General features: G+C 68.7%; 14 protein-coding genes. 8 read left to right on the top strand and 6 right to left on the bottom strand.

Going from position 1 to position 12271, the window contains the following annotated elements; genetic code table 11:
• The first annotated feature begins 39 nt into the window (after positions 1 to 39).
• The 5 genes from H0E82_RS05120 (at position 40) to H0E82_RS05100 (ending at position 3272) form a co-directional block, all read left to right on the top strand.
• Complete coding sequence (locus H0E82_RS05120) at positions 40 to 414, top strand: EF-hand domain-containing protein (protein ID WP_180544382.1); 375 nt, start codon at positions 40 to 42, stop codon at positions 412 to 414.
• Between the two features lie 222 nt (positions 415 to 636).
• A complete protein-coding gene (locus tag H0E82_RS05115) occupies positions 637 to 1365 on the top strand; it encodes an HAD family hydrolase (RefSeq protein ID WP_180544381.1) in 729 nt (242 codons plus the stop codon).
• Between the two features lie 182 nt (positions 1366 to 1547).
• Positions 1548 to 1946 carry a hypothetical protein gene (locus tag H0E82_RS05110; protein WP_180544380.1) on the top strand — a complete coding sequence of 133 codons (399 nt, stop codon included), beginning with the start codon at positions 1548 to 1550 and terminating at the stop codon, positions 1944 to 1946.
• Positions 1947 to 2277: 331 nt separating this feature from the next.
• Positions 2278 to 2478, top strand: a complete 201-nt coding sequence (locus tag H0E82_RS05105) for a hypothetical protein (RefSeq protein WP_180544379.1) — start codon at positions 2278 to 2280, stop codon at positions 2476 to 2478.
• A gap of 269 nt (positions 2479 to 2747) precedes the next feature.
• Complete coding sequence (locus H0E82_RS05100; RefSeq protein ID WP_180544378.1) at positions 2748 to 3272, top strand: hypothetical protein; 525 nt, start codon at positions 2748 to 2750, stop codon at positions 3270 to 3272.
• Between the two features lie 155 nt (positions 3273 to 3427).
• On the opposite strand, the gene accC is transcribed toward H0E82_RS05100, so the two are convergent.
• The 6 genes from accC to cutA form a co-directional block, all read right to left on the bottom strand.
• Complete coding sequence (gene accC / locus H0E82_RS05095) at positions 3428 to 4795, bottom strand: acetyl-CoA carboxylase biotin carboxylase subunit (protein WP_180544377.1); 1368 nt, start codon at positions 4793 to 4795, stop codon at positions 3428 to 3430.
• Between the two features lie 10 nt (positions 4796 to 4805).
• A complete protein-coding gene (gene accB, locus H0E82_RS05090; protein ID WP_180544376.1) occupies positions 4806 to 5282 on the bottom strand; it encodes an acetyl-CoA carboxylase biotin carboxyl carrier protein in 477 nt (158 codons plus the stop codon).
• Positions 5283 to 5322: 40 nt separating this feature from the next.
• The gene (aroQ, locus tag H0E82_RS05085) at positions 5323 to 5778 is read right to left on the bottom strand and encodes a type II 3-dehydroquinate dehydratase (RefSeq protein ID WP_180544375.1); all 456 of its coding nucleotides are present in this window, start codon (positions 5776 to 5778) and stop codon (positions 5323 to 5325) included.
• 103 nt (positions 5779 to 5881) lie between these two features.
• Positions 5882 to 6487, bottom strand: a complete 606-nt coding sequence (locus H0E82_RS05080) for a TlpA disulfide reductase family protein (protein WP_180544374.1) — start codon at positions 6485 to 6487, stop codon at positions 5882 to 5884.
• On the bottom strand, positions 6484 to 8859 hold the full coding sequence (locus tag H0E82_RS05075; protein WP_180544373.1) for a protein-disulfide reductase DsbD family protein: 2376 nt from the start codon (positions 8857 to 8859) through the stop codon (positions 6484 to 6486). Before H0E82_RS05075 ends, H0E82_RS05080 begins: the two co-directional genes overlap by 4 nt.
• 38 nt (positions 8860 to 8897) lie before the next feature.
• Entirely contained in the window at positions 8898 to 9242 is a 345-nt protein-coding gene (gene cutA, locus H0E82_RS05070) for a divalent-cation tolerance protein CutA (RefSeq protein ID WP_180544372.1), read from the bottom strand.
• Positions 9243 to 9432: 190 nt separating this feature from the next.
• Here cutA and H0E82_RS05065 point away from each other — a divergent pair, with 190 nt between their 5' ends.
• From H0E82_RS05065 to groL, 3 genes are all read left to right on the top strand, one after another.
• Positions 9433 to 9888, top strand: coding sequence for an acyloxyacyl hydrolase (locus tag H0E82_RS05065; protein WP_219338422.1), 456 nt, complete (start codon positions 9433 to 9435; stop codon positions 9886 to 9888).
• 201 nt (positions 9889 to 10089) lie between these two features.
• Complete coding sequence (groES, locus tag H0E82_RS05060) at positions 10090 to 10380, top strand: co-chaperone GroES (RefSeq protein ID WP_180544370.1); 291 nt, start codon at positions 10090 to 10092, stop codon at positions 10378 to 10380.
• Between the two features lie 152 nt (positions 10381 to 10532).
• Positions 10533 to 12173 carry a chaperonin GroEL gene (groL, locus tag H0E82_RS05055; protein WP_180544369.1) on the top strand — a complete coding sequence of 547 codons (1641 nt, stop codon included), beginning with the start codon at positions 10533 to 10535 and terminating at the stop codon, positions 12171 to 12173.
• The last annotated feature ends 98 nt before the right edge of the window (positions 12174 to 12271 follow it).

Here is a 12271-nt window from a genome sequence, read left to right as displayed (position 1 = left end):
CACCCTCCGCGCGTCCAATATCCAACACGGAGACACACCATGAAGAATGTCCGCAAGCCGATGATCGCCACTCTTGCCCTGGGCCTGGCCATGGCCATGCCGATGGCCTTCGCGCAGGACGCGATGTCTGGCCAGACCGCACCGCCGACGACGCAGGACCCGACCGCGACCACCCAGGACTATGCGCAGGACGCCACTGCCGATGCGCCGCAGGCGCAGTCGGGTCAGGTGACCTGGGCAGACCTGGATACGGACGGCGACGGTCGCCTGAGCCAGAGTGAGGCCGCGTCGCTCGAAGGCCTGGCGCAGGTGTTCTCGGAAGTGGACGCCGATGGCGACGGCTTCGTGACGCCCGACGAGTACCGCGACTACGTGAACCGGCAGGCCGCCGGTGCCGGCGCTGCGGAGAACTGAGCACACCTCGTCCAGCGCCGGGGCGACCCTGTGTGTCGCGCCTGTAATCGAGTGAACAACGGCCCGCTTCGGCGGGCCGTTTCCATATGCGCCGATGTCCTCACCGTCGTACACCGGTTCGGCACGATCGGCCTCCCTTCGTACACCAGGGTCCGCCCGGCGCGCCGCACGCTGACCGGCGCGAGACACGCGCGCCGACGGGTGCGGGACTAGAATCCACGGATGAGCCAAGGCATCCAACTGGTCGGGTTCGACGCCGACGACACCCTCTGGCGCAGCCAGGACTACTTCGACGAGGCGCAGCGCGAGTTCGAGGCGATCGTCGGGCGGTATGTCGACCTCGGGAACGCGGGTGTGGCGGATGCCCTGTATGCGGTCGAGTCGGCGAACATCGCGGTGTTCGGCTACGGGGTCAAGGGCATGGCCCTGTCGATGATCGAATCCGCCACGCAGATCACCGGAGGGCGGATCACGGCCGGCGAACTGCATCGCATCGTCGAGATGGCCAAGACGCTCCTGCGCCATCCTGTCGAGTTGCTTCCCGGTATCCGCGATGCGGTGGAAGCAATCGCGGCGCGCTTCGAGGTGGTTCTGATCACCAAGGGCGACCTGTTCCACCAGGAAGCCAAGGTGCGTGACTCGGGACTGTCGGATCTGTTCCGGCGCATCGAGATCGTCAGCGAGAAGGACGCACCGACCTACGCGCGCGTGCTCGCCGAATTCGACGCGCGAGCGGACCAGTTCCTGATGGTCGGCAATTCGCTGCGCTCGGATATCGCACCTGTGCTCGCACTCGGCGGATGGGGCGTCCACATGCCTTACCGCACGACCTGGGCACACGAGACGCAAGCCGTGATCGAGTCGGGACGCGAGCGGATGGACGAAGCCCGATCCCCGGACGCGCTCCCGGCGGCTGTGCTGGCACTCGCAACCCGGGCGCTCGCTTCCTAGGCATCGTCCCTACGCGAAACCGGTTGCAGCGCATGGAAATCGTTTCCAGTTTGAATGGGGTCTTTACATGGCACTGTTCGTGGCCTGTGCACGCTCGAAATTGCATGCCGATTCATTCGCGCTGATCGATGGTGGATCCAAGGGTCACCGACGGGGTGGCCGCACCACCGATGGAGAACGCGATGACACCCACCAAGATGCTGACCCGCTGGATGTGGCCGGCCGTACTGGCGACCGGCCTCGGCACTGCCGCGATGCTGCCTGCGCCTGCGCAGGCCAACGACGATCTGGTGCGCGTGATCGTCGATGTCGCCGACGTCATGATGCGCGGCAGTACGCCCTACTACCGCCACGGCGGCTACGACGACCGCCTGCAGGTCTCCTACGACCGCTACGGCCGCCCGGTGTACTACCGCTCGGTTCCGCGTCACCACAACAACTACCGTCCGGGTCCCCCGCCGCATGCCCGCGCCTATGGGTATCGCAACGACAACCGGCATCGCCAGACGAAGTGCGACAGCCGGGGCCGCTGCACGGTGCAGTACTACGATCCCCGTCAGGATCGCCGCAACCGGCGTTGACACGGGCCGGCCGTTCCACGTCCGTACGAGACGTGGAACGGCGGGTCGGCAGGGTTTCTGCTAGCGTGCGCTGATGCGCTCATGGTCCGCCCCAGGTCGTCGTCGTTCCCCTCTCGCCAGGCTGCGCGGCAGGACTGCCGTCGGGTGCGCGGCCGTACTCACCGCCTTGGTCGGCCCGCTCCATGCGGGCGAACCGACCACCTGCGAACTGACATTCGCGGCCAACGGCTGGTCGACCCAGTATCGGGCTGCGCACGGACCGGGGCTGGTGCAATGTGCGGACGGTCGCAGTCTCCCGGTCCGTATCAGCGTGAAGTCACAGGACGCTGCTGTGCGCATCGCATCGGGGGCGGCGAGTTTCAGCGGTGTGGTCGACCCGCGTGACGTGGTGGGGGCATATGTCGCCGACGGAGAGGATGCCGGCGCGCATCGCTCGATGCGGAAAGGTGCGGTGCAGTTGCGGGTGACCGCGACCGGCGCCTGGTGGCAGCAGGGCGGCCGGCCCGACAGTCTCGTGATCGCCACGCGTTGATCGCGTCTTGGGGTGTTGCCCGATGCCGGTCGTCGTGAGCGCCGTGATGTCGCGGATGGTGCTGTCCGCGCCCCGGCTGCCGGTGATGGCGGGTGTGATCCCGCATCCAGCGAGCAGCACTGCGGTCTGCTGCAGCTGCGACCCGGCGCGCCGAAGGGCTGCAGGCGGATAGCGGCCGGGCGCTGTGCCGACGGGAACGGGTCGGCTATGGTCGACCCTTCGTCGCGCTTCCGGCAGGCGCATCGCCCGTCCAATGTGAGGAATGTTCCGTGATCGTCCTGCGTGCCTTCCTGGTTATCGTGCTGGCTGTCCTGTCGATGCCGGCATGGGCGCAGGGCGGCCAGGCGTCCGCTGCGACGGTGTCCTCGGCCGAGCTGGACGATGTGGACCTGTCGCGAACAGGCGACCCCTGGCTCGACGTCTGGGTCGACGATCTCGACCGGTATGCCGGGCGCTACAGACACGCGTTCGTCGATGAGCTGGTGCGTTACCAGGGCGCGCCACGCGCGCTGGCGGAGGCGCTGCTGGCGGATCCGGCCTGGCAGGCGTCCGATGTGTACATCGCCTGCGCCACCGCGCAGGCGATGGGGCGTACCTGCCGCGAAGTGGCCGGGGAATGGCGACGCGATCGCGCCGGTGGGTGGAGCGCAGTGATCGAGCGCATCGATGCCGATCGCCGCGAGGACGCGCTGCGTCGGGTCAAGCGCGGCCTGGTCGAAAGCTACGATCGCTGGGGGCGGCCCATCCGCCTGGATGCGGCCCTGCGTCGCATGTTGCCGGACCGGGACGACTGAGCTTGCGCATCGCCGGGCGCTGACCGGGCTGGCCGCGCAGTCCGACGCGTCGCCAAGACCTGCTTGCGTCGTATATCCGCGATCACGCCGCGTCCTGGCCGGCACGCGGCGACGGGGCCGGCGGCGTCGGCCCCGTCATTGCCCCGCCAGCGTGCTCAGCCGATCGCCAGCGTCTTGTTCTTGCGTTCGGCGAGGCGCTTTTCCAGGTAGTGGATGTTCTGTCCACCGCCATGGAAGCCCTGGTCGCGCATGATCCGCTGCTGCAGCGGGATATTGGTCCTGATGCCGTCGACGACCATCTCCGACAGCGCCACGCGCATGCGGCAGATCGCCTGTTCGCGGTCGGCGCCGTGCACGATCAGTTTGCCGATCATCGAGTCGTAGTTCGGCGGCACCGCATAGCCTTCGTAGACGTGCGTGTCGACGCGCACGCCCGGCCCGCCCGGCGCATGGAAGTGGCGGATCGTGCCGGGCGAGGGCATGAAGGTGTCCGGATCCTCGGCATTGATGCGGCACTCGATCGCGTGGCCGGTCAGCACCACGTCTTCCTGCCGGATCGAGAGCGTGTGGCCAGAGGCGATCATCAGCTGCTCGCGCACCAGATCGATGCCCGTGACCATCTCGGTCACCGGATGTTCGACCTGGATGCGGGTGTTCATTTCGATGAAGTAGAAGCGGCCGTCTTCGTACAGGAACTCGAACGTGCCCGCGCCGCGATAGCCGATGCGGATGCAGGCATCCACGCAGACCTTGCCGATCGCCGCGCGCGCCTCGGGCGTGATGCCCGGGGCCGGCGCTTCCTCGACCACCTTCTGGTGGCGGCGCTGCATCGAGCAGTCCCGCTCGCCCAGGTGGATGGCGTTGCCCTGGCCGTCGGCCAGCACCTGGATCTCCACATGGCGCGGGTTCTCGAGGAACTTCTCCATGTAGACCATATCGTTGCCGAACGCGGCCTTGGCTTCCTGCTTGGTCGTCGCGATCGCGTTGACCAGCGCGGCCTCGGTGTGGACCACGCGCATGCCGCGTCCGCCGCCGCCGCCGGCCGCCTTGACGATGACCGGGTAGCCGATCTCCCGGGCGATCTTGACGTTGGTTGCGGGGTCGTCGTCGAGCGGACCGCCGGAGCCGGGCACGCAGGGCACACCGGCCTCCTTCATCGCGCGGATCGCCTCGACCTTGTCGCCCATCAGGCGGATGGTCTCGGCTCTGGGGCCGATGAAGATGAAGCCCGACTGCTCGACGCGCTCGGCGAAATCGGCGTTCTCGCTGAGGAAGCCGTAGCCGGGATGGATCGCCTGGGCGTCGGTGACCTCGGCGGCGGCGATGATCGCCGGCATGTCGAGGTAGCTCTGCCCCGAGGGCGGTGGGCCGATGCAGACCGATTCGTCGGCCATGGCCACGTGCTTGAGGTTGCGGTCGACGGTGGAATGCACCGCGACCGTGCGGATGCCGAGGGTGTGACACGCGCGCAGGATGCGCAGCGCGATCTCACCGCGATTGGCGATGACGACTTTCTCCAGCATCGCGGCCGCCTCAGCCGATCACGAACAGCGGCTGGTCGAATTCGACCGGCTGGCCGTTCTCGCACAGGATCGCGACCACCGTGCCGCTGGTCTCCGCCTCGATCGGATTGAACATCTTCATCGCCTCGATGATGCCCAGCGTGTCGCCCGCCTTGACCGACTGGCCGACGCTGACGAAGGCAGGCTTGTCCGGCGCCGCCGAGGCGTAGAACGTGCCGACCATCGGCGACTTGGTGACCTGCCCGGCGGGAAGGTCGTCGGCCTTGGGTGCGCCACCCGTCGCGGCATCGACCGGTGAGGACATCGGCATCACCGGCTCGGCGGCACGCGGCACGAGCGTCGGCGCGGGGGCGTAGGTCAACGGTGCGCCGTTGGCGGATGCGGTCCGCGACAGCCGCACGGACTCCTCGCCTTCCTTGATCTCGATCTCGGTCAGGTTGGACTCTTCGAGCAGGTCGATGAGCTTCTTGATCTTTCTCAGGTCCATGCAGGGCCTCTCGTGGTGCGTGGACCGCGCGGGCGCGCGGTCATCGGGAAGGAAGGGCGTGGCGCAGATGGCCGAGCGCGGCGTCGAGCGCCAGGCGGTAGCTGTCCGCGCCGAAACCGCAGACCACGCCGATGGCGAGGTCGCTAACGTAACTGGTGTGGCGGAACGGTTCGCGACGATGCGGGTTGGACAGGTGGACTTCGATGAACGGCACGGCGACGGCCGCGAGCGCATCGCGGATCGCCACCGAGGTGTGGGTGAAGGCGGCCGGGTTGATCAGGATCAGCGCGGTGCCGTCGTCCCGTGCCGCCTGGATGCGATCGACGAGCACGTGCTCGGCGTTGGCCTGGAGGCTGACCAGGACGTGCCCGGCGTCGCGCGCCGTGGCGCACAGATCGGCATCGATCTGGGCCAGCGTCGTGCGACCGTAAACCTCCGGCTCGCGGGTGCCGAGCAGGTTGAGGTTGGGGCCGTGCAGGACGAGGATCGACGCCATTGCGCACCGGTGGCGGAAACTGCGCGAAGTCTGCGGGATGTCCCCGATGCTGTCCAGTTCGCAGACGTTCGACGATTTTAAACGGGCGTTTGAGTTCGGGTGTTCAGAACCGGGCCCACGCCGCCGTTTCCCCGTGTGCGAACGGACCGATGCGCTGCTTGCGCACGATCCCGTCGGCATCGACGAGCACGGTGTACGGCAGCACTCCGCGCGGATTGCCGAGACGTACCCCCGCATCGGCCGGGCCGGGCGCGTCCACCGCAATCGTGTAGTCCACCGGGATCCGGGCCAGGAATGCCTGGACGGCCTCGGGATCATCCAGGGCGATGCCCAGCACCTGGACGCCCGTGTCGCCTTGTTCGCGCGCGAACCGGTCGAGCTCCGGCATCTCTTCGATGCAGGGCCCGCACCAGCTGGCCCACAGGTTCACCAGCACGCTGCGCCCGGCGTAGGCCTCGGGAAGGCGGATCTGACTGCCGTCGAGGCGCATGACCTCGAACGGGTCGATCCGGTCGCCGCGCCGGGCCATGGCCACACCCTCGGGCGCAGCCGGGGCGGAGGCGGTGAGGGCCCCGTTGTACAGGCGCTGGCCGGCCTCGGTGCCGAGCAGCGGACCGGGTCCCGCCACGAACAGGCTGGCGAGCACGCCGAGACCGCCGGCGACCACCGCCACGCCCACGACCGCGAGCGGTCCGACCCGCCGACTCATGGACCGGTGGCCCCGCGTGCGAGCGCGTCGCGCACGACGGCATCGCTCAGAAGTGCGGGCAGCACCTCACCCGGCCCGCTGCCGCGGGGGTAGACCACGTACAGCGGCACGCCGACCGCGCCGTGCGCGTCGAGAAACGCACCGATCGCCGGATCCACATGGGTCCAGTCGCCGACCATATAGGTGGCGCCGGCCGCGACGAGCGCCTCGCGGAACGCCGGTTGCGACAGCACCCGGCGCTCGTTGGCCTTGCAGGTCACGCACCAGTCGGCGGTCATGTTGACGAAGACCGGCGTGCCCTCTGCGCGCAGGGCCGCCAGCCGTTCCGCGCTGTAGGGAACGATGTCGCCTTCCGTCGTGGCGATGTGCGCCGCGACCTCCGGTGCCTGGCGCGCCGCATGGATGGCAGGCACCAGGGACGCCGCCACCAGCAGCAGGGCCGCGACGCGCGCCACGGGGCCCCGGGTCCAGCGCGCCCGCTCGAACCACCACAGACCCAGCGCGCACAGCACCAGCCCGCCCAGCAGCAGGGCCATCGCGTCGACGCCGAGCTGCCGCCCGAACAACCACGCCAGCCACAGCGCCGTGAGGTACATCGGAAAGGCCAGGACCTGCTTCAGCGTCTCCATCCAGGCGCCGGGCCTCGGCAGTCGGTCGGCGAGCGCCGGGACCAACCCGATCAACAGGAACGGCAGTGCCAGGCCCAGGCCCAGCGTCAGGAACACCGCCAGGGCCAGCCACGCAGGGGCCGCGAATGCGAACGCCAGGGCGCCGCCCATGAAGGGCGCGATGCAGGGGCTGGCGACCACGCAGGCGAGCACGCCGGTGAAGAAGTCGCCGACCGGCCCGCTGCGCGAGGCGAGCGCCTGTCCCAGGCCGCCGCCGCCACCGAGCGTGAACACGCCGGACAGGCTGAGACCGACCACGAACATCAGATACACCAGGGCCGCGACGAACCCCGGTTGCTGCAGCTGGAAACCCCAGCCCAAGGCCTGACCCGTGGCGCGCAGCGCGATCACCAGCAGCCCGACCGCGGCGAAGGCGACCAGCACGCCGGCCGTGTACCACAGGGCGTGACGCCGGGCCTGCCGGCGGTCGCCGCCGCTGCGCGCCAGGCCCAGGACCTTCAGTGACAGGATCGGCAGGACGCAGGGCATCAGGTTCAGCACCAGGCCCCCGAGCAGCGCGAGCACCAGGGCGCCCGCCACGCCCAGCCCGGCGCCACGCGCGGGCGCAGGAGGCGCGGACGTACGCACGTCGTTGTCGTCGCGTGCCACCCGAGACGTGTCCGTGGAGTCGGCACCGGCACCGGCGCCGGGGCCGGCGTCGGATGCGAGCGACGTCGGCCCGCCGTCCGGCGCAGGCGTGGCCTCGCCCGCGAGATCGGCCGGCGGTCCGGCTGCAGCGAGGGCGGCGGCGGCGCTCTGCACGCGGCCGGCGGGAAGCGCCACGGTCACCCGCCGCGTGATCGGGGGATAGCAGATGCCATCCGTCTGGCAGCCCTGAAACGTCGCGACCAGCGTGGCCGTCGAAGCACCGGCCTGTGTGCGAACCAGCGGCAGGCGGACATCCACCGGCTCGAAGTACACGGTCACTGCCCCGAAGTGCTCGTCGTGGTGCGCGGTGCCTGCAGGCCAGGCCGGGCGCCCGGCCTGGACGCCCGGCGCGCCTTCGAGGGCGAACGTGCTGCGGTCGCGATAGAGGTAATAGCCGGGCGCAGGGGTGAAGCGCATCAGCACCGTGTCGCCGTCGGTCGCGGCGATCGCCTCGAAGCCGAAGGCACGATCGGCCGGCAACGGGTCCCGGCCACCGGCCAGATCGGGCAGGCGTCCCGCGCCGCTGCCGAGTGTCCGGCCGAGGGCGGCGAAGCCACTGTCGGCGGTGCGCGGCGGGCCGCGTTCCTGCGGCAGCGTCACGCGGAGGGTGCGGCTCTGCGGCGGGTAACAGACGCCGACGTCCGCGCAGCCCTGGTACTTCACCACCAGCGTCACGGCGTCGACGCCGCTCGCGGCCGTGCCGGTCACCACCGCGGTCAGGCGGCCACGGTAAGTTTCGACCTCACCGAAGAATTCGTCGGTGTACGCCGTACCCGCGGGCAGCTGCAGCGGGTTGCTCCTGAACCCGTCGGCCACCTGGACGGCGGTGCGGTGGCGATACAGGTAGTAACCGTCGGCGATGGCCCAGCGGACCTCGATGCGCTCGCGCGTGACTGCCGTGGCCGATACGGCCAGCGCCTCGTCGACCGGTAGGACATCATCGATGCCGCTCGCATGGACCGGCAGAACCATCCACGCGAGCAGTGCCAGCAGGCCGAGCAGTCGGCCGCGCCGGAGGGCAGGCCGGGCGGAGAGCGGAAAGGAGCACGGATGCATCGCGCCAGTATCGCAGGACCTCGCGGCCCGACGCGGAATCACGGTTCAGCGAATGCGTCGTGCGTTCCGGGTGCCGTGCCCGCCTCGATCCACTGCAGATACTCGGGCAGCCCCCCGGCGATCGGCAACGCGACCAGGGCCGGCACCGCGTAGGGGTGCAGTTGCCGGACCTGCTCGGTGAGCGCGTCGAGCCGCGCCGCGGTGGTCTTGATGATCAGCACGACTTCATCGTCGACGGTCACCCGGCCTTCCCAGCGGTAGACCGATCTGACGCCGGGCACGATGTTGACGCAGGCGGCCAGCCGCTGCTCGACCAGAACCTCCCCCAGCCGGATGGCCGTGGCGTTGTCGGGGCAAGTGGCAAGACAGACGATGACGGACATCGGCCTACGGTACCGGCTGGGCCTGCGCCATGCACGGACCGTCCACGCGTCGATCCGCAGGCTGCGCTGCCGGCCAGGGATGCTCCATCCCGCAACAAGGACGGTCATTTACTGAACCCGGCGGTATATTATCCGCCGCCCTCATCGCCCAGGTAGTCCCCGCATGCGCCCAGCGTCCATCGTCCTCGCCATGAGCCTGCTGTCCGGGACGGGCGCCGCGTGTGCCCAGTCCGCGCCGGTGGAGTTCGGGGCGGGCGCATCGGCGACGCGTGAGAACGAGACGACCCTGGTCGCGACGGGCGCGTGGTTGCCCGAATGGCGACGCACCGGACACGGTGTGCTGCGTTGGGAACTCGGCGCGATCTACGTGCGCGGGCGCGACAACACCCGCTTCGACCTGTCCGACGATGCCGGTGTGGTGCATGCCGGGGCCCGGTATGAGCGCGACAACGGTCTCGTCGCCGGCTTCGGTGTCGGCGTCCAGGCGGGTCGCACCGACGCGCTGTCGGGCAACCCGCAATTCGTCAGCAGTGTGGGCTGGCGCTGGCAGCGTCTGACGCTTCTGGTGCGCCACGTGTCCAACGCGAGCATCAAGCAGCCCAACGACGGCGAAACCATGCTCGTGGCGGCGCTGCGCTTCCGCTAGCCGATCCAGCGGCGCGGCACGCCCCGGAAAATTTTCGATCGCCCCCTTGTAAACGCCACAGGGGGCGCCCACATCCCGCCCGTCCCGGTGTTCCGGGGTGCGTGCGTCTCCGGTTCTGGCACTCCAGCCGTGCGAGTGCCAGAACCGGTGGTAGACTCGGCGCACGTTTTCTTCACAATCAATCACTTGGAGTGGGTTGAAATGAGCAATCTGAAGCCGCTGTACGATCGCGTCGTGGTCAAGCCCGTCGAAGCGGAAGAGAAGACCGCGGGCGGCATCCTGATCCCGGACAACGCCAAGGAAAAGCCGACCAAGGGCGAAGTGATCGCCGTCGGCGAGGGCAAGGCGCTGGACAACGGCAGCGTCCGCGCGCCGAAGGTCAAGGTCGGCGACATCGTCATCTACGGCCAGTACTCGGGCAGCGCCTACAAGGCGGACGGCATCGAATACAAGATCGTGAAGGAAGACGACATCCTCGCGATCGTCGGTTGATCGAAGCGCGGCAGCGCGCGGTCGGGATCCGTATCGGCTCACGCCGACGCGCCCGTCCCGCCGGGTTGTCGCTGCCCTCGCTTTTTTTCGGTTGTGGACGGACGCCTGTCCGGTCACCGCGAATCACTAATTGAGAATTACGGAGTCCTTCAATGGCTGCTAAAGAAATCCGCTTCGGCGAAGACGCGCGCTCCAAGATGGTCCGCGGCGTGAACATTCTCGCCAATGCCGTCAAGGCGACCCTGGGCCCGAAGGGCCGCAACGTCGTGCTCGAAAAGAGCTTCGGCGCGCCGACGATCACCAAGGACGGCGTGTCCGTCGCCAAGGAGATCGAACTGGCCGACAAGTTCGAGAACATGGGCGCGCAGATGGTGAAGGAAGTCGCCTCCAAGACCTCCGACAACGCCGGTGACGGCACCACCACCGCGACCGTGCTGGCGCAGGCGCTGATCCGCGAAGGTTCCAAGGCTGTCGCGGCCGGCATGAACCCGATGGACCTTAAGCGCGGTATCGACCAGGCCGTCAAGGCCGCCGTCGCCGAGCTCAAGACCCTGTCCAAGCCGACGGCCGACGACAAGGCGATTGCGCAGGTCGGCACGATCTCGGCCAACTCGGACGAGTCGATCGGCACGATCATCGCCGACGCGATGAAGAAGGTCGGCAAGGAAGGCGTGATCACCGTCGAGGAAGGCTCGGGCCTGGACAACGAACTCGACGTCGTCGAGGGCATGCAGTTCGACCGCGGCTACCTGTCGCCGTACTTCGTCAACAACCAGCAGTCGATGTCGGCCGAGCTGGACGATCCGTTCATCCTGCTGCACGACAAGAAGATCTCGAACGTCCGTGACCTGCTGCCCGTGCTCGAAGGCGTGGCCAAGGCCGGCAAGCCGCTGCTGATCGTCGCCGAGGAAGTCGAGGGCGAAGCCCTGGCGACGCTCGTCGTCAACACCATCCGCGGCATCGTCAAAGTCTGCGCCGTCAAGGCCCCGGGCTTCGGTGACCGTCGCAAGGCGATGCTCGAAGACATGGCCACCCTGACCGGTGGCACCGTGATCTCCGAGGAAGTCGGCCTGACGCTCGAGAAGGCGACCATCGCCGACCTCGGCCGCGCCAAGAAGGTGCAGGTCTCGAAGGAGAACACCACGATCATCGACGGCGCCGGCGAGACCGGTGGCATCGAGGCGCGCATCAAGCAGATCAAGGCGCAGATCGAGGAGACCTCCTCGGACTACGACCGCGAGAAGCTGCAGGAGCGCGTGGCCAAGCTGGCCGGTGGCGTCGCGGTGATCAAGGTCGGTGCCTCGACCGAGATCGAGATGAAGGAGAAGAAGGCCCGCGTCGAAGACGCCCTGCACGCCACGCGTGCGGCGGTGGAAGAAGGCGTGGTCCCGGGCGGCGGCGTGGCGCTGGTGCGCGCGCTGCAGGCGATCGGCGAGCTCAAGGGCGCGAACGAAGACCAGAACCACGGCATCGTCATCGCCCTGCGCGCGATGGAAGCCCCGCTGCGCGAGATCGTCACCAACTGCGGTGAAGAGCCGAGCGTCGTGCTCAACAAGGTCAAGGACGGCAGCGGCAACTACGGCTACAACGCCGCGACCGGCGAATACGGCGACATGATCGAGTTCGGCATCCTGGACCCGACCAAGGTCACCCGTTCGGCACTGCAGAACGCGGCTTCGATCGCCGGTCTGATGATCACGACCGAAGCGATGGTCGCCGAGCTGCCGAAGAAGGAAGAGCCGGCGATGCCGGGCGGCGGCGGCATGGGCGGCATGGGCGGCATGGATTTCTGATCCAGCGCCATCCGCTGCACCGTTGCACGAAAACCCCGCCGCGAGGCGGGGTTTTTCGTTGGGCCTGCCGTTGCCCGGTTGATCTGCTCCGCCAGCGA

Origin of the sequence: Luteimonas deserti, assembly GCF_013425765.1 — a bacterium.
Classification (GTDB): domain Bacteria; phylum Pseudomonadota; class Gammaproteobacteria; order Xanthomonadales; family Xanthomonadaceae; genus Luteimonas; species Luteimonas deserti.
This window is presented reverse-complemented; position numbering and strand designations above follow the sequence as displayed.